Genomic DNA, 18,960 nt, shown 5'->3' on the forward strand with positions numbered 1-18,960 from the left:
CATTCTAACTTTCATTTTTTAAAAATTATCTAATGCTTTTTCCATAATGGAAACAGATTTAAAAGGTGGTGTTACTGTTAATGAACCTTTTACAACAGTTTCTCCTTTTTCATCATGAGCAAATACAAGCATATCAATTGTATGTTCCTCCTCTGAAACAGCCACAACTTCAAAGTGGATTTGTAACGTTTCATAATGGTGAACATGTTTCACGAACGTAAGGTCCTTCCTAGTAATATGACTACCTGGACCTGGTAAATATTTCGTAACCGCCGTTGTAATCAGTCCCGTTAGCATAATGCTTGGGACAATCGGCTTTTCATACGGAGTTTGGGATGCGTAATCATGCTGAATATATAATGGATTGGCATCATTCGTTAACCCTAAGTACAATAACAAATCTTTATCCTCAATTTTTTCAGTGATAGATAATTTCTCTCCTACTGTAATTTCATCCATTCTACGACCAATTTGAACTTTTTTCTTTAACATGTTACAACCCCCTCCGATTTTTTCACCTTATTATCCTACTAAAAGCGATACCTTATCCGAAATTCACTGTGATGAGGGCAATGTATAGTATAAGTCTATAGTTTCATTATAGGATACACCAAATGATAGCGTTTTCATATTATTTCAAAAAAACATTTCAATATATAGTAGAAAAAGATTCGGGGCCCCGAATCTTTTTCCACTTATATTTAATTATTAAACAAGAACTTTCATAACGTTACGTACAGATTCTACAGAGCGATCTAACGCTTCTTTCTCATCTGCAAGAAGTTCTAATTCAATAATTTTTTCAATTCCGTTACCACCTAGAATTACTGGTACCCCTAAGTAAAGGTCACTATAACCATATTCACCTTCAAGGTACGCAATAGCTGGTAATACACGGCGTTGATCTTTCAAGATCGCTTCTGTCATTTCAACTAAAGAAGCTGCTGGTGCGTAATATGCACTACCGTTTCCTAATAAGCCTACAATCTCACCGCCACCTTTACGTGTACGTTCTACGATTGCTTCTAAACGCTCTTTTGGAATTAATGTTTCTAACGGAATGCCACCTGCATAGGAATAGCGTACAAGAGGTACCATATCGTCACCATGTCCACCAAGAACAAATCCTGTAATGTCTTTCACAGAAAGGTTTAACTCTTGTGAAATAAATGTACGGAAACGAGCTGTATCTAATACACCCGATTGACCGATAACACGCTCTTTCGGGAATCCTGCTTCTTTAAATACAGAATATGTCATTGCATCAACTGGATTTGTTAATACAAGAATAATCGCATTTGGTGAATGTTTCGCAATGTCGCGCGTAATACTTTTCATAATTTTAGAGTTTGTTGCTACTAAGTCATCACGGCTCATACCAGGCTTACGCGCAATACCTGCTGTAATAACGACAACGTCAGAATCAGCAGTATCTGCGTAATCAGATGTACCAATAATGTTAGCATCAAAACCTTGTACTGGGCTCGCTTCTAACATATCTAACGCTTTCCCTTTTGTTGGATTTTCCAGCTGTGGAATGTCCACTAATACAACATCTGCAAGTTCTTTTTGTCCTAATAAGAATGCTGTTGTTGCTCCTGTAAATCCTGCACCGATGACTGAAACTTTCTTGCGTTTGATTGTCATAATTTACCCCCCGCTTTAATTATGCGTTTTTGATTATCGCTACATCCATGTTTTTAATAAGTTCATTAGCGAACTCAGAACATTTCACTTCTGTTGCACCTTCCATTAAGCGTGCGAAATCATAAGTTACTACTTTTGATTCAATTGTTTTCTCAACTGAATCAGTTACTAAATTCGCTGCTTCGTTCCATCCTAAGTGCTCTAATAATAATACACCAGAAAGAAGAACTGAAGATGGGTTTACTTTATCTAAACCTGCATATTTTGGAGCTGTACCATGTGTAGCTTCAAAGATAGCATGTCCAGTCACATAGTTAATGTTTGCACCAGGTGCAATACCAATTCCACCTACTTGTGCAGCAAGTGCATCAGAGATGTAGTCTCCGTTTAAGTTCATTGTTGCAACAACATCAAACTCACGTGGACGAGTTAAAATTTGTTGTAAGAAGATGTCTGCAATAGAATCTTTTACGATGATTTTCCCAGCCACTTCTGCGTCTGCCATCGCTTTATTCGCTGCATCTTTTCCATCTTTTTCAACAATGCGATCATATTCAGCCCAAGTAAATACTTTGTCGCCGAATTCTTGTTCAGCTACTTCGTAACCCCAGTTTTTGAAAGCACCTTCTGTAAATTTCATAATGTTTCCTTTATGAACTAATGTAACAGAAGAGCGTTTTTCGTTAATTGCATATTGAATTGCAGCGCGAACAAGACGCTTTGTCCCTTCCTCTGAAATTGGTTTAATACCAATCCCTGATGTTTCTGGGAAGCGGATTTTATTAACACCCATTGCTTCTTTTAAGAAAGCAAGAACTTTTTCTGCTTCTGGAGAACCTTGTGCATATTCAATTCCAGCGTAAATGTCTTCTGTATTTTCACGGAAAATAACCATATCAGTATCTTCCGGACGTTTTACAGGTGAAGGAACACCTTCAAAATAACGAACTGGACGTAGACATACATATAAATCTAATTCTTGACGAAGCGCTACGTTTAGAGAACGAATACCACCGCCAACTGGAGTTGTAAGTGGACCTTTAATTGCGATTAAATATTCACGAATTAAATTTAAAGTCTCTTCTGGTAACCACTCGCCTGTTTGGTTGAATGCTTTTTCCCCTGCAAGCACTTCTTTCCAAACGATTTTCTTCTCACCATCATAAGCTTTTTCAACTGCTGCTTCTATTACGCGAGATGCTGCAGCCCAAATATCAGGACCAATTCCATCTCCTTCGATAAATGGAATAATCGGATTGTTTGGTACATTCATAACACCATTAGTTACAGTAATTTTTTCACCTGTCGTCAATGTGATAACCCCCATGTTTGAAATTTCATATGTATGAAACTGAGGGAATAACCCCTCAGTTCAAACCGTTAGTCAAATTTAAATATTCTAATCATTACATCTTCCCAAAAAAATCAGACTTTTGAAAGCGTATTTTCACTATCAAAATAGTGTTTTTCGCTTATCGTTGCGCTAGCGGAACGTACACTTGATGTGTCGGTCCATCATAATCAGCACGCGGACGGATTAAACGGTTGTTTTCATATTGTTCTAGAATATGAGCTAACCAGCCTGACATACGGCTAATTGCAAAGATAGGTGTAAATAAGTCATGGTCAATTCCTAAACAATGGTATACAGAAGCTGAATAGAAATCAACATTTGGTGGAAGACCTTTTTCTTTTGTTACAATGTCTTCAATTTTGATAGACATATTATACCATTTGTCTTCTCCTAAAAGCACGCATAATCTCTTAGACATTTCGCGTAAGTGTTTCGCGCGTGGATCACCATGCTCATATACGCGATGACCAAATCCCATAATTTTCACTTTATTTTGAAGAGCATTATGAATATATGATTCTACATTTTCTTCTTCGCCAATTTCAGTTAACATCTTCATTACATTTTCATTTGCCCCGCCGTGAAGAGGACCTTTTAATGCACCGATTGCTGCTGTAATACCAGAATACACATCTGAAAGTGTAGCTACGCAAACACGTGCAGTAAATGTAGAAGCGTTTAACTCATGATCGGCATGAAGTACAAGTGCCTTATCAAAAGCCTCAATTTCAACTTCATTTGGCTCACGATCATTTAACATGTACAAGAAGTTTGCAGCTAATGATAGATCTTTTCTTGGCTCAACAACATCTAACCCTTTACGAATTCTTGCATAAGCCGCAATTAAAGTTCCGACTTGAGCCTGTAATTTAACCGCTTTCAAATAATTAGACTTTCCATCCATTATTTCAGCGCTCTCATCATATAATGATAGCATGGAAATCGCAGTTCGTAAAACCGACATCGGGTGCGCGATTTTTAAATCTACTTGTTTCAAATATGTTAAAACCTCACCTGGTACTTTATAGTATTCAGATACTGTTCCACTAAATTCCGCTAGTTCTTTTTCGTTAGGAAGCTTGCGGTGCCATAATAAGTACACTACTTCTTCGAACGTAGCATTCTCAGCTAAATCATCAATATTATAACCAACATAAGTTAATGTATCATCAATAATAGAGCTCACAGATGATGTTGTTGCTACTACCCCTTCTAAACCTCGAATAACAGTCATGACATTCTCTCCTTTTCCTGAAAATTCTCCCAACCTTGCTCCTTATATCTATTTGCTCCCCTTATAAATTATGAACGCTCGTTCACTCTTTAGGCAAGCAAAATGCACGTTCATGCAAATTTATTGCGATGTTCCCCTCTTATTGTCCATTGCTTACATGGAAAGCATGAGCGTGAATGTCTCCCCGAATCCTCACGCTCAGAACAACAAGTTAGTGAGGAAAATGAATTCCGAAGAGTTTATGATAAAAACAACATAAAACAATATCATTATAAAATTGTTTTATGTTGTTTTTATTTTATCTGGTGTAAAGTCTCTGCTGTTATGTAACTTTTCAAAGTTTCTAATCCTATTATAAACAATTATCTGACTTTTGTGAACAGAAAGAATTCAAAAATTTTATATTACTATAAAATTCCTTATTTAAACATCTGTATAATACTCATAACTGCGTAGGCAATTCCAGCCCCAATTAATGGACCTACAGCGACTCCATTAAATAAAGCTACAGCTATAATTGTCCCAAAAACAAGTGCGGTTGTAATATGTGGGTCCGTCGTCAATAATTGTACGCCGCCTTTCGCTAACAAAGCGACCGCCACACCTGAGGCTAAAGCAATCCATGCATAATACGATTTCGCTGCTTCTCCGAGTTGTTTAAAGCCTATTTCCCCTGTCGCAATCGGTACGAGCACTGCTATTGTAATGACTGTTACACCAAGGTTAATCCCTTTCGTTTGTAGATAAGGAAAGACTTTATCTCCTAAAAACGTAAATTTCAATAAGAATAACACTCCAATAGCTACAGTAAGCGATTGGTTTTTAGCAATAAGTCCTATAATAAGTAGTATGAATAAAAATAACGTTGACTGACTAATCATGTTTGCACTTCCTTTCTGAAAATAATGAACTCGCTTCCAAACAAAAATACCTTTAAACCTATCGTTATACATGCTATATCGATGTATATGCAACAATAACCACTTCATTTTTTTCATATTTTAAAATGACAAACTGAAACTCTAACCATCAAAAATTTAAGCATGTATACATTTTTAAAAACGGTCGTCTCTCCTTTCTTTTCTATTAAGAAACAGGTAAAATAAAAAGAAGAGAAAATGAAGTTTTTACCATATAGTAGAAGCATCAACACCAAGCTTTTCCGGTCACTCATATATTGAAAAAGCAGGAAAAATCCATCATTCCACTATAACATAAAGTGAAACTTTGATCAGTGAATCTCACTAGTTATAAGTTGAACGAATTAGGATAATCCAAATTGGAATGGGAGGTATACATCTTTGAACCGAAACTTACTATATATGATATTACGACTCATGTTTGTCATTGTAGCAACGGTAGTTGGGTTCTATGCATTGCTGTACATGTCAGGCCTTATCTACCCTTTTATTATCGCTTTTGCATTCGCTTATTTGATTAATCCTGTCGTCAATTTCCTTAATCAAAAACTACAATTCCCTCGCGCATTAGCGGTACTCGTTAGCTTAATTCTCGTATTCGGAGCTATCGTTGGACTTGTTACATACCTTGTAACTGAAGCAATATCTGCCACAACGTACTTACTACAAATTGTTACAGTTAAGTTTCCAGATATCGTTGCATTCGCCCAACAATTTGCACTTAATCATATTATGCCTCTCTATGATGATTTAATCTCTAAATTTAATCATCTCGGAGAACCACAGCGATATACTATTACACAAAACATTCAAAACTTAGGCACCGAAGCAACGACACAAATGAAAGAACTTTTAACCGCCATTATAAGTGGGTTAACAAATTTCATTAGTGCATTACCAACAACTTTAACTGTCCTTGTCTTCGTCTTATTAGCCACCTTCTTCATTAGTTACGATTGGCACCGTCTTGCTCATAAAGTAAGAAAACTTCTACCTAATCGTTTGCATGGATACGGAAAAACTATTTTTGTCGATTTAAGAAAAGCTTTGTTTGGTTTTGTTAAAGCGCAACTTACACTCGTATCTATGACAACTATCATTGTACTAATCGGCCTTTTAATATTACGCGTGCCATACGCAATTACTATCGCGATTATTACAGGGGTTGTAGATTTACTCCCGTATTTAGGAACTGGAGCCGTCTTCGTTCCTTGGGTTATATACGTATTTTTCACAGGCGATACTGCATTCGCCATCGGTCTTCTCATCCTATACATCGTCGTGATTGTCCAAAGACAAATCATGGAGCCAAAAGTACTTTCATCTAATATTGGACTAGATCCATTAGCGACACTCATCGCTCTATTTGTCGGCTTTAAGCTCTTTGGTTTTTTAGGATTAATCATCGGTCCAGTCATATTAGTACTACTTAATACATTACACAAAGCTCATGTATTCCACGACTTATGGAAATTCATTAAGGGTTCACCATCAAAATAATATTTCCTAATTCATACGCAATAAAAAATCAACTGTAATCAGTGGGAATTTCCCACTGATTATTCACTGTACTTTTTTGTACTACCTACATCTGTAAGAGAATTTCCTAAAAAAGGATGATCCTCTTATTTTTTTGCATAAAAACGCATATTTTAGGACAAGAATACATTTTTATTCTATATACTTTATAATTATTACTTACTTTTATTACTTTTTATGTAAATGAATAAATATACAAAACGAGACAGATGAACCCTTTAATCAGTAATTTTTCTTCTCCTGTCTAACTTCTGCTCACTAATCGAATCTTACTACAAGCAAAAAATATCATCCTAATGTAACACTTTTCATTCACAAGAACCCTCTGCATCCTATCGTTTACTAACTAACAAAAATCCAACCCGAGCAGGAAGCTAACAATTGACTATAAATAGTAAATAAAAAAAATAACGCGTAGATCGCTATAATCTACGCGTTATTTCTGAACAATAATAGTAGTTCTCTTTCTAAATTTCCAATCAATCCACTTCATAACAGCCGGCTTCAATAAAGCCCTCGTTATAGGAACAGCAAAGATAAAACCTATTATATCCGTCACATATCCAGGCAGTACTAAAAGAATACCTCCTACGAATATAAAAATACCATCTAGAACCGCATCACCCGGCATTTCTCCTCTATTTAGCCTAAATTGAATCTCTCTAAGCACTTTAAACCCTTGTCGTTTCGCCAAATATACACCCACAATACCCGTAAATACAATCATAGCGAACGTAGACCATAAACCTATTACATGACTCGATCCTATTAACACCGTAATCTCAATCGCCGGCACTAAAATAAGTAAGAACAGTAACCACTTCACAGCTCGCACTCCTTCATATTTCATTTAAAAGGTTTGAAAGTATATCACCCTTGCAAAACCCCTTAAAACGCTCATACAAGCTTCACAAAGGACAAATAACCCTCTTCCACTAAACATTATAATAAACGTTTTTCAAAGCGATTTCAGGTATTTAAAGCTACCTCTATCCTTTTTTGTGTAAAAAAAAGAGAAGGACTCCGATCCTTCTCTCCGTATTACTTCTTATAGCACTTCCGCATGTCCATTATAAACAATTCCGCGTGCTGCATCAACTGTTACTTCTTGGCCATTTTTTAAAGTTGTTGTTACGCCGTTTACACCAACGATAACAGGAATACCGATTGATACACCTACAACAGCTGCATGGCTTGTTAGACCGCCTTCTTCTACAACTAGAGCAGCAGCTTTTTCAATTGCAGGAATCATATCTTTATCCGTGCTTGTTGTAACAAGGATATCACCTTTGTTTACGTTCGCTACAGCTTCAGCAGCTGTTTTCGCTACAACTACTTTACCTTTTGCAGCTTTACGACCGATTCCTTGCCCTTTAGCAACTTCTTCACCAACAACGTGGATTTTCATTAAGTTTGTTGTACCAGTTTCAGCAACTGGTACACCAGCAGTGATTACTACAGTGTCTCCAAGTCCGATTAGACCCGCATCCATACCTGTTTGAATTGCTGTATCTAACATTTCATCAGTAGACGCTGCACGTTTTCCAGCCATAAACGCTTGTACACCCCAAACAAGTGCAAGACGACGTCCTACTTGCTCGTCAGATGTTACAGCTACGATTGGAGATTTTGGACGGTATTTAGAGATCATTTTCGCAGTATGTCCACTTTCTGTTGGAGCTACGATTGCAGCTACATCAAGAGCAAGTGCTGTGTGCGCAACAGATTGGCTAATTGCATCTGTAATTGTTGGTGTGAACTCTTTAATACGTTTTTTGAACATATCTTCATATTGTAATGATTTTTCAACACGTACCGCAATGTTAGCCATCATTGTTACAGCTTCTACAGGGTATTGACCCGCAGCAGTTTCACCTGAAAGCATGATTGCATCTGTTCCATCGAAGATTGCGTTTGCTACGTCACTTGCTTCCGCACGAGTTGGACGTGGGTTACGTTGCATAGAATCTAACATTTGTGTTGCAGTAATAACTGGTTTGCCTAATACGTTACATTTTTTGATTAGACGTTTTTGTACTAATGGTACTTCTTCTGGTGGAATTTCTACACCCATATCACCACGAGCAACCATTAAACCGTCAGAAACTTCTAAGATTGAATCGATGTTGTCGATACCTTCTTGGTTTTCGATTTTTGGTACGATTTGGATGTATTGAGCGTTATGCCCTTCTAATAATTCACGAATTTCTAATACATCAGATGCTTTACGTACGAAAGATGCTGCGATGAAATCAACTTTTTGCTCGATACCGAAAACGATATCTTGCACGTCTTTTTCAGTGATACCTGGAAGCTTAATGCTTACGTTTGGTACGTTAACACCTTTTTTATTTTTTACAGTTCCGCTGTTTAATACTTTTGTACGGATGTTTCCGTCAGCTTTCTCGATTACTTCTAGTTCGATAAGACCGTCATCGATTAGAATACGAGAGCCTGGATCAACATCATCATAAAGACCAGCATAAGATACAGAGAACTTCTCTGCAGTTCCTAATACTTGTTCAGTAGAAAGAATTACTTCTGCACCTGTTACAAGCTCAGCTTGTCCGTCTACGAAGTCATGTGTACGGATTTCTGGACCTTTTGTATCAAGTAAGATACCAACTGTTTTACCAGTTTTCTTTGAAGCTTCACGAATATTTTTAATACGAGCTCCATGCTCTTCATGGCTACCATGAGAGAAGTTTAAACGAGCAACGTTCATACCCGCTTCCATTAATTGCTCTAATTTCTCAATACTTTCACTAGCAGGACCTATAGTACATACAATTTTAGTTTTACGCATATTGCACCTCCGAAAATTATGAAACCGTTCCCAAATACAAGGCATTAAGCCGATTAGATAGATAATTCTTTAGATAATTGATACATATCTTTATCGATTGTATGCTTTTGAGCTAACGCTTCGATAATGTCATGATCAACAAGTTTATTATTTTGAATACCAACACAACGTCCGCCATTACCAGCAATTAATAATTCAACTGCTCTTGCGCCAAGACGACTAGCTAATACACGGTCTTGTGCACTTGGTGATCCACCACGTTGTACGTGACCTAATACAGTTACACGAGTATCAAAGCTTGTTGCTTCTTCAATGTGCTTACCGATGTCAATTGCACTTCCAACACCTTCAGCTACAACGATAATACTGTGCTTTTTACCACGTTCACTACCGCGTTTCAGACGAGCGATAACATCTTCCATGTCATACTTTTCTTCTGGAATTAAGATAGTTTCTGCACCATCAGCTAAACCAGCCCATAATGCGATATCTCCAGCGTGACGTCCCATTACTTCGATAACATATGTACGTTCATGAGATGTAGCTGTATCACGGATTTTATCAATTGCATCAATAACAGTGTTTAAAGCTGTATCAAAACCAATTGTGAAGTCTGTTCCAGGGATATCATTGTCGATTGTACCTGGTACACCTACACATGGGAATCCTTGCTCAGTTAATTTTTTTGCGCCTTGGTACGAACCATCTCCACCAATAACGACAAGTCCTTCAATACCATGTTTCTTTAATTGCTCGATCCCTTTTAGTCGTACTTCTGGGTCTTTAAACTCAGGACATCTTGCTGTATATAATTTTGTACCACCACGGTGGATAATATCGCCAACAGAACCAAGTTCTAATTTTTCAATATGACCAGAAATTAAACCAGCGTATCCATGGTAAATACCATATACTTCAATATCATGGAAAATCGCTTTACGAACAACTGCACGAATGGCAGCATTCATACCAGGTGAATCTCCACCACTTGTTAATACACCAATACGTTTCATTTGTACTCACCTCATAAAGATTATTTGCCTTATAATAAAATAACACGAAAAAATACAAAAACACAATGGAGAAGATGTGTCTTTTCATAATAAAAACGTGCATTCGCGAAGAGGAACGCACGCTTTTCTTATTTTATCCCAATGGAAGCGTTTGAAAACGAAACTTGCCCAATTTTCATATATTTTTCATAACGTTTTTCGATTAATTCATCTTTCGAAATTCCGCTTAATTGTTCAAAAGTTTTCTTAAGCATTAAATCTATATTTTCTGATTGTTTCAAAACATTACGATGTGCTCCGCCTTTTGCCTCTGGAATAATTTCGTCAATTACACCTAATTCTTTCAAATCTAATGCTGTAATTTTCATCGCTTCTGCAGCTTCTTTTGCTTTACCAGCATCTTTCCAAAGAATCGCCGCCGCACCCTCTGGTGTAATAACAGAATAAGTGGAATTTTCCAGCATATGAATGTAATCTCCTACTCCAAGACCTAACGCACCACCGCTACCACCTTCACCGATAACGATACAAATAACAGGTACAGTTAAACCCGCCATTTCAAATAAATTACGGGCAATTGCCTCACTTTGTCCACGTTCTTCAGCTGCTTTACCAGGATAAGCTCCCTTCGTATCGATGAAACAAATAATGGGACGATTAAACTTTTCCGCTTGTTTCATTAGACGCAGTGCTTTTCGATATCCTTCTGGATGAGGCATCCCAAAATTACGACGAATATTTTCTTTCGTATCTTTTCCGCGTTGGTGCCCAATTACAGTTACGGGCATCCCCTTATATTTCGCAATGCCGCCGACAATCGCTGCATCGTCGCCAAATAGGCGATCTCCATGACATTCAAAAAAATTAGTAAATAAGTGCTCAATATAATCGAGCGTTGTCGGTCGTTCTGCATGACGAGCAATTTGAACACGGTCCCATACTTTCATATTGCCGTATATATCTTCCTCTAGTTTTTCTAGCTTGTCTTCCAAAATACGAATCTCCTCACTGAAGTCCATCTGGCTGTTTTTCGTATAGTCTTTCAGTTCACGAATCTTATTTCTTAGCTCAACAACTGGTTTTTCAAATTCTAGCTCTGCCATACAGCCATTTCCCCCCCTTGATGAACTTCTAAAATCTTACGGAGTGATTCTCTCATATCATCACGATGCACCACCGCATCTAATTGACCGTGCTCTAGTAAAAATTCTGCCGTTTGGAAATCTTCCGGTAGTTTCTCACGCACTGTTTGTTCAATTACGCGTCTACCAGCAAATCCGATAAGTGCACCTGGCTCTGCAAGATTGTAATCACCAAGTGAAGCGAAACTCGCTGAAACCCCGCCCGTCGTTGGGTGAGTCATAACAGAAATAAATAACCCTCCTGCATTACTATGCTTTTTCAAAGCTACGCTTGTTTTTGCCATTTGCATTAAACTTAATATCCCTTCTTGCATACGAGCACCACCCGAAGCAGTAAAGATAATAAATGGAACTTGTAAGTCGTATGCCTTTTCAACCGCACGGGCAATTTTCTCTCCTACAACAGAGCCCATGCTGCCCATTCGAAAACGAGAATCCATTACTGCAACAACAACAAGCATGTCATCAATTGTTCCTTCACCAGTTACAACCGCTTCATTCAATTTAGTCTTCTTACGATCGTTTTCTAGTTTCTCTTCATATCCCGGAAACTCAAGTGGATTTAGTGAAACCATCTCTTTGTCATACTCACGAAATGAACCTTCGTCCAATATACTATCAAGGCGTTCCCATGCATTCATCGGATGATGATATCCACAATTCACGCATACTTTTAAATTTTTAAGAAGCTCTTTCGTATACATGATTTTTTTACATTTCGGACATTTTGTCATAACGCCATCTGGTACATCTTTTCGTACTTGTTCTGAAGGTATTGCAGCGTACTTTTTCTTTTTCACGAATAAATCTCTTAGCACAATTTGACCCCCTTCATTGAGAGCTAAGGTTAGCGTAAGAAGAAAATGGGGCTAACACCAATGTTTGATGTTAGCCTTATCTTCTCAATCTGTCTAATAACCTCTCTCTTTACGTTTAACTTTAACCGCTATGCGGTAGAATGTTTGTCATAACGTGTCATGGTCATTTCGACAAATTTTATACATTACGAGTGAAACTGTATATTCTCTACTAATTCATCGTAAATTTTTAATGCATCATTTTCTTGTTTCACTTCCAAAGTAGCATAAAGCTTTCTATACATTTCGATAGAATCTCCTGAAACTTCACAAGAAAGAGTTGCAACGTAATCATTTACGATCATCCAAATGCGATAGAGTAAATAATTATCGAATTGTTCAATAAGTGTTTTAAAGAACGTTTGATGAAGCACCGGAATTGAGCTTTCATTTTCTTCAAGCACTTGGTGTAATTTACTTAGTACTTCAGAAAACGTTTCTTTCGGTAAATTACATACAAGTCGAATCATATCTTTCTCAAGCAATCGTTTTGTTTGTAATAAATCACGAATTGTTTTCTCATCTTGCAGCAAGAACGGAGCAATTAATTGTACAAGACCGTTATCGTAAAAGTTTCGAATAAACGTTCCCTCACCACGTCTCGTTTCAATTAATCCTACCAGCTCTAACGCACGTAATGCTTCTCTTACAGAGGAACGTCCAACATTTAAGCGTGAACTTAACTCACGCTCAGATGGCAAACGATCCCCTGCTACTAAACAATCCTCTTCCATAATGGAACGGATTTTTTTTACAATTTCGAGATATACTTTTGTATTTGATGATGTCAATGGAAATTCCTCGCTTATTCTTTACCAATCAGCGCTAATTGTTTTGTTTTCTCAGCGACTTCATTTGGATCTACTTGACGGCGAGCTACTCCTGTCTCCATTGCTGCTTTCGCAACGTAAGCCGCTACTTGAGGCGCTACACGCGCGTCAAATGGTGCTGGAATGATATGATCTGCATTCAACTCATCCTCTGATACAAGCTCTGCAATGGCCTGTACAGCTGCCATCTTCATTTCTTCATTAATTTGTGTCGCATGTACATCAAGTGCACCGCGGAAAATACCTGGGAACGCTAGTACATTATTTACTTGGTTCGGGAAGTCAGAACGACCTGTTCCAACAACAGCTGCGCCCGCTGCTTTTGCCAATTCTGGCATAATTTCTGGAACCGGATTCGCCATTGCAAAAATAATTGCATCGTCATTCATTGTACGAACCATCTCTTCAGTTAATGCACCTGCTGCAGATACACCAATGAATACGTCCGCACCTTGTAAAACGTCAGCTAAAGAACCTTCTATACGACTCTTATTTGTATATTTTGCAACTTCATCTTTCACCGGATTCATACCGACAGGACGACCTTCATAGATTGCACCTTTACGGTCACACATAATAACGTCACGTACACCATAGCGATATAAAAGTTTAATGATTGCAATACCTGCTGCACCTGCACCATTTGCGACAACTTTAATGTCAGACATTTTCTTTCCAACTAACTTCAGCGCGTTCACAAGGCCTGCTACTGTTACGATAGCTGTTCCGTGTTGATCATCATGGAATATTGGAATGTTTGTTTCTTTTTTCAAACGTTCTTCAATAACGAAGCAGTTTGGCGCTGCGATATCTTCTAAGTTTACACCGCCAAAAGTTGGCTCCATTAATTTTACAGTTTCAACAATTTTATCTACATCGTTTGTATTTAAGGCAATCGGGAATGCATCTACACCAGCAAAGCTCTTGAATAATACAGCTTTACCTTCCATTACTGGAAGAGATGCTTCAGGTCCAATGTTACCAAGACCAAGTACAGCCGTTCCATCTGTCACAACTGCTACCATATTTCCCTTCATTGTATATTCATATACCTTACTTTTATCGTCATAAATTTCTTTACAAGGCTCTGCAACCCCTGGAGAATATGCAAGACTTAAATCTTTTGCATTTTCTACTTTTACTTTTGATACAGTTTCTAATTTTCCTTGATGCACTTTATGCATGTGAAGTGCTTCTTCACGAAGTGTTGACAAACTATCCACTCTCCTCAAATTATGCTTGCTGATATCAATTTCTCCAAGTGGTCTGACCACGAACACTACTACTATAATAATCGAAGTGTAGGGAAATTGTCCATTATATTTTCACAACGACATTTTCGTCACCGACAATTTTACGAAGTGCTCCTAGACATTCTTCGCTTGGATGAATCGATAAACTTCGAGATAATTGTACCATTTTATGTTCCTTTTCATAATAAATTAGTACTTTCGTAAAACCTGAATAATCAAACAATATTTTTGTAACTTGATTTACAAGCTTTTTTTCATATTGAGACGGCAATTTCACGTAAACAGATGCTTCTTTCATTCCTTCATAAACATCCATTTCTTCTAGCGGATATAGTCCATTCACGATCCATTGCAACTTATGATTTCTTTGCTCGATCGTACCATCAACTAAAACGATTGCACCTTCTTGTAACCTGTCCGAAAAATGTATATACGTTTCTGGAAAAATAACGGCTTCCATTTCATCATTTTGATCACAGAATGTAATAAACGCCATCTTTTGCAACTTTTTCGTACGAATAACTTTCACACTTGTTATATATACGATCGCTCTTTGTACTTTTTTCTTATGTCGCATCGCCTGAGCAAGAGATGGAATTTCTAATTCTTTTCCTAGCTCCGCATACTGCGCTGTCGGATAGCTAGATAAATAAAAACCGAGTGCTTCCTTCTCTTTATTTAACTGTTCAATAAAGGATAGCTCTTCTCCTTGTACGTATTTTGATTTCGGAACAGCATCCCCTAAATCAAAATCACGTGCAAGATTTGCATACTCCAACGCTCCTTTAAGACTTCTCCATAACGTCGTCCTCGAAACACCAAAACCGTCAAAACAACCAGACCAGACAAACGCTTCTAAATTTCGCTCTGTTACAAATTTTGATGGCATACGAAGACAAAACTCAAATAAATCTTCGAACATTTTTTCCTCTCGTTCTTCGAGTAATGCCGTCACGGTAGCCATTCCGATATTCCGAATCGAAAGTAAACTATATCGAATCGCATTCCCTTCTATTTGGAAGTTGTAACCACTTCTCTGAAGAGACGGCGGTAAAACGTGAAAACCTTTCCGCTTCGTTTCTCGTACATACTGCACAATCTTATCTTCATTTCCAATTGCACTTGATAATAACGCAGTCATAAATTCCAGCGTATAATTTGCTTTTAAATATGCAAGCTGATATCCGATCATACTGTAAGCTACAGCGTGACTTCGGTTAAAACCGTAATTCGCAAATCTTACAATTAAATCATAAATTTGTTCTGAAGATGTCTCATCGTATCCGTTTTCCAAACAACCTTGAACAAAATGCTTACGTTCTTGATCTAAAATATCACGATTCTTTTTACTCACTGCACGGCGCAGCAAATCCGCTTCTCCAAGCGAAAATCTAGCTAACTTCGATGCGATTTGCATAATTTGTTCTTGGTATACAATTACGCCGTATGTTCTTTCTAAAATCGGCTTTAAATCCGGATGTAAATATTCAATTTGTCTTTTCCCATGCTTCGATTCAATAAAGGTTGGAATTTGTTCCATCGGTCCTGGTCTGTATAACGAGTTAACAGCGACTATGTCTTCAAATTCATTCGGTTTTAACCCACGAAGTACATTTCGCATACCACCTGATTCAAGCTGGAATACACCTGTTGTATCCCCTCTTCCTAACAATTGAAACGTCTTTTCATCTTGCAGAGGTAAATTTCTTATATCAATTTGTTTCCCAGTTTTTTCAACAATAAATTTTATAATATTTTCAAGTAACGTTAAATTACGTAAGCCTAAAAAGTCCATCTTGAGCAATCCAAGTTCTTCCAATGCATCAGCTGGATATTGCGTAACATAGACATCGTTATGCCCTTCTTGAATCGCTACACTTCCCGTTAACGGTTCTTGGCTCATAATAACGCCAGCTGCATGAATAGACGTATGACGCGGTAATCCCTCTACACGTTTTGCAATTTCAAACACACGCTCATGTAACAGATTCCCTTGTATAAACTCACGGAGCGATTGCGATTCCTCATATGCATCTCTTAACGTTATACCAAGCTTTGATGGGATAAGTTTTGAAAATATGTCAATATCTCTTGGCAGGAGTCCCATTACACGAGCAATGTCTCTAATTGCGGCTTTCGCTGCAAGAGTTCCGAACGTTACAATTTGAGCAACACGAAGCTGACCATATTTATCTTTCACATATCGAATCATCTCATCACGTCTTATATCTGGAAAATCAATATCAATATCTGGAAGTGTCACACGTTCAGGGTTTAAAAACCTTTCAAATAATAATTCATATTCAATCGGATCAATATCTGTAATTTCCAATACGTAAGAAACGAGTGAACCAGCTGCCGATCCACGGCCTGGCCCAGTTAAAATATGATTTTCATGTGCATATTTCATAAAGTCCCATACGATGAGGAAATAATCGCTAAATCCCATACGAGAAATAACATTTAATTCATGATCCAAACGTCCTATATGCGCTTCTTTCGGCGTACCATAGCGTTTCTGCAAGCCTTCTTCACAAACACGGCGCAAATACGTATCATTCGTCTCGTTAGATGGAACAGGAAATTTCGGTAATTGATTTACATGGAAAGGAATTTCTACTTGGCAACGTTCCGCGATTGTTATTGTATTTTGAACCGCTTCCTCAGCATGAGAAAATAGTGCTCCCATTTCATCCGATGACTTTAAATAATACTGATCCGTTTTCATTCTCGGTCTATCTGGATCAGTCATTTTCGTTCCGCCTTCAACAGATAATAAACATTCATGAACAAGTGCGTCACTTTGATTAATATAACGAACATCATTTGTTGCAACGACTGGAACGTTTACCTTATTAATAAATTCAGGCAGTTTTTCTTGTAAAAGTAGTTCATCTTGAATCGCATGATGCTGCAAACTTATATAAAAATTGCTGAACATATTTTGATACGTACGAGCTACTTCTTCAGCCTGACTCTCTTTGTCTTCTAATAATAGCTGTTCAATCTCTCCGTCTTTCCCTGGTGAAATTGCAATTAACCCTTTCGCATAATGAGCAAGCCACTTCTTCGGGATACCTTCTTTTGACTTCGTCATAATGCTGCTAGAGATCTTTAATAAATTTTGATAGCCTATTTCATTCTCAGCAAGTAAGACAAGTGGATAAGACCTTTCTTCTTCTTCACTAAAAATAGAAGCTGTTAAGCCGATAATAGGCTGTATACCATTTTTCTTGCATGCTTTATAAAACGGAATAACTCCATACATAACATTTTCATCTGTAATGGCCAGCGATGAAAATCCAAGCTCTTTCGCCCGAATGACAAGCTCATCAATTTTACAAGCACTTTTTAATAAACTAAAAACGGTTTGACATTGTAAATGCACAAACTTCACTGTTGTACCCTCTCTTTACCTATGTGACTACTTTTATTATAGGTGATGAGGAAAGCGGAAATCAAAACATACTTCTCATACTTTGTCCATATATATGAAGAAGAAAGGGGAATGACGATGGATGTAAGAGAACATACTTTTTTCTCTCTGCTTATTATTAGTTATTTTATTGCCTTTGGAGTTATACTTGGTGGTTCATTAATTGGCGGATTTGGTGCATTTCTCATCGGAAAACCAGCTCTAACTTATATTAATCAATTCGCCCAAAATTTAAGAATTTGGGCACTCGTTGCAGCAATTGGCGGAACGTTCGATACCTTTTATAGCTTTGAAAGAAGCTTCTTTGGCGGAGATATGAAAGATATCGTAAAACAAATTCTCCTTATTTTTTTTGCAACTGGCGGTATGCAAACTGGTCTTATTATTATTAAATGGCTTACACAGGAACATGTATGAGAGTACCCAGTGCCAATACAGCCAAAAGGTGGTATTTAGTTTTAGCTGGTGCTGCTGTTGGAGGAGTGTTGAGCTGGTTTGTTTTTTTGTACATATACGGTGTTTTTCAAGAAGAACAAACTAGTAAAATAGCAGAACAAAAAGAAATTATCGAAAAACAAGAAGCAAAACTCCACGTCCTTCTCGAAGACCAAGAGAAATTGAACACAGAAAATAAACGGCTCTTAACAATTCAAGAAATCAAAATAAAAATTATAAATCGAAAAAAATATGATTTAGACAATCTTACACTTGAAAACATGACCACTTCTATCCATAATGATCTCCAGCATCTTTTAACGAAAAACATTCAAAGCATCGCAAAAAATAAAGACCTGCTCAAAAAAGTCATCGAAAATAAAACGTACAAACATTACGATCGTATATACCGCTTTAAAGTAGACACAGTCTCTTTTGATACCGTACTTGAAATTAGTATTGATATAGAGAAAGAAAAATAAAAAAAAGGAGGG

16 protein-coding genes are annotated in these 18,960 nt (G+C 37.4%); 3 read left to right on the top strand and 13 right to left on the bottom strand.

Annotated elements, in window-relative coordinates:
* Positions 1-18: 18 nt before the first annotated feature.
* The 5 genes from JFT95_RS20615 to JFT95_RS20635 form a co-directional block, all read right to left on the bottom strand.
* Positions 19-492 carry a MaoC/PaaZ C-terminal domain-containing protein gene (locus JFT95_RS20615; RefSeq protein ID WP_002015489.1) on the bottom strand — a complete coding sequence of 158 codons (474 nt, stop codon included), beginning with the start codon at positions 490-492 and terminating at the stop codon, positions 19-21.
* A gap of 216 nt (positions 493-708) precedes the next feature.
* Entirely contained in the window at positions 709-1,647 is a 939-nt protein-coding gene (mdh, locus tag JFT95_RS20620) for a malate dehydrogenase (RefSeq protein ID WP_002131240.1), read from the bottom strand.
* Between the two features lie 19 nt (positions 1,648-1,666).
* Complete coding sequence (gene icd / locus JFT95_RS20625; RefSeq protein ID WP_002088934.1) at positions 1,667-2,959, bottom strand: NADP-dependent isocitrate dehydrogenase; 1,293 nt, start codon at positions 2,957-2,959, stop codon at positions 1,667-1,669.
* A gap of 160 nt (positions 2,960-3,119) precedes the next feature.
* Positions 3,120-4,235: a citrate synthase gene (gene citZ / locus JFT95_RS20630; RefSeq protein WP_012261808.1), complete on the bottom strand. Its 1,116-nt coding sequence runs from the start codon at positions 4,233-4,235 to the stop codon at positions 3,120-3,122.
* Between the two features lie 419 nt (positions 4,236-4,654).
* A complete protein-coding gene (locus JFT95_RS20635) occupies positions 4,655-5,116 on the bottom strand; it encodes a DUF441 domain-containing protein (RefSeq protein ID WP_000625507.1) in 462 nt (153 codons plus the stop codon).
* A gap of 420 nt (positions 5,117-5,536) precedes the next feature.
* Between JFT95_RS20635 and ytvI the strand changes: the two genes are divergently transcribed.
* Positions 5,537-6,655 (top strand): sporulation integral membrane protein YtvI, encoded by a 1,119-nt coding sequence (ytvI, locus tag JFT95_RS20640; protein ID WP_002143350.1) that lies wholly within the window; start codon positions 5,537-5,539, stop codon positions 6,653-6,655.
* A 475-nt stretch (positions 6,656-7,130) separates the two neighbouring features.
* On the opposite strand, the gene JFT95_RS20645 is transcribed toward ytvI, so the two are convergent.
* From JFT95_RS20645 to dnaE, 8 genes are all read right to left on the bottom strand, one after another.
* Positions 7,131-7,520, bottom strand: coding sequence for an FxsA family protein (locus tag JFT95_RS20645; RefSeq protein WP_201053136.1), 390 nt, complete (start codon positions 7,518-7,520; stop codon positions 7,131-7,133).
* A gap of 222 nt (positions 7,521-7,742) precedes the next feature.
* Positions 7,743-9,500 (bottom strand): pyruvate kinase, encoded by a 1,758-nt coding sequence (pyk, locus tag JFT95_RS20650; protein ID WP_201053138.1) that lies wholly within the window; start codon positions 9,498-9,500, stop codon positions 7,743-7,745.
* Positions 9,501-9,553: 53 nt separating this feature from the next.
* Positions 9,554-10,513, bottom strand: a complete 960-nt coding sequence (gene pfkA, locus JFT95_RS20655) for a 6-phosphofructokinase (RefSeq protein WP_002034288.1) — start codon at positions 10,511-10,513, stop codon at positions 9,554-9,556.
* 128 nt (positions 10,514-10,641) lie between these two features.
* Entirely contained in the window at positions 10,642-11,616 is a 975-nt protein-coding gene (gene accA / locus JFT95_RS20660; RefSeq protein ID WP_000818787.1) for an acetyl-CoA carboxylase carboxyl transferase subunit alpha, read from the bottom strand.
* Positions 11,604-12,473, bottom strand: a complete 870-nt coding sequence (gene accD / locus JFT95_RS20665) for an acetyl-CoA carboxylase, carboxyltransferase subunit beta (protein ID WP_002015500.1) — start codon at positions 12,471-12,473, stop codon at positions 11,604-11,606. The genes accA and accD overlap by 13 nt, the downstream gene beginning before the upstream one ends.
* Positions 12,474-12,658: 185 nt before the next feature.
* Complete coding sequence (locus JFT95_RS20670) at positions 12,659-13,303, bottom strand: FadR/GntR family transcriptional regulator (RefSeq protein WP_002015502.1); 645 nt, start codon at positions 13,301-13,303, stop codon at positions 12,659-12,661.
* 14 nt (positions 13,304-13,317) lie between these two features.
* Entirely contained in the window at positions 13,318-14,526 is a 1,209-nt protein-coding gene (gene ystJ / locus JFT95_RS20675; RefSeq protein WP_161793975.1) for an NADP-dependent malic enzyme, read from the bottom strand.
* Positions 14,527-14,659: 133 nt separating this feature from the next.
* Entirely contained in the window at positions 14,660-17,992 is a 3,333-nt protein-coding gene (dnaE, locus tag JFT95_RS20680) for a DNA polymerase III subunit alpha (RefSeq protein WP_201053139.1), read from the bottom strand.
* Positions 17,993-18,034: 42 nt separating this feature from the next.
* Between dnaE and JFT95_RS20685 the strand changes: the two genes are divergently transcribed.
* Positions 18,035-18,448, top strand: a complete 414-nt coding sequence (locus JFT95_RS20685) for a YtrH family sporulation protein (protein WP_002034291.1) — start codon at positions 18,035-18,037, stop codon at positions 18,446-18,448.
* Complete coding sequence (ytrI, locus tag JFT95_RS20690) at positions 18,445-18,948, top strand: sporulation membrane protein YtrI (protein WP_002088948.1); 504 nt, start codon at positions 18,445-18,447, stop codon at positions 18,946-18,948. Before JFT95_RS20685 ends, ytrI begins: the two co-directional genes overlap by 4 nt.
* The last annotated feature ends 12 nt before the right edge of the window (positions 18,949-18,960 follow it).

The organism is Bacillus sp. TH17, assembly GCF_016651125.1.
Lineage (GTDB): Bacteria > Bacillota > Bacilli > Bacillales > Bacillaceae_G > Bacillus_A > Bacillus_A mycoides.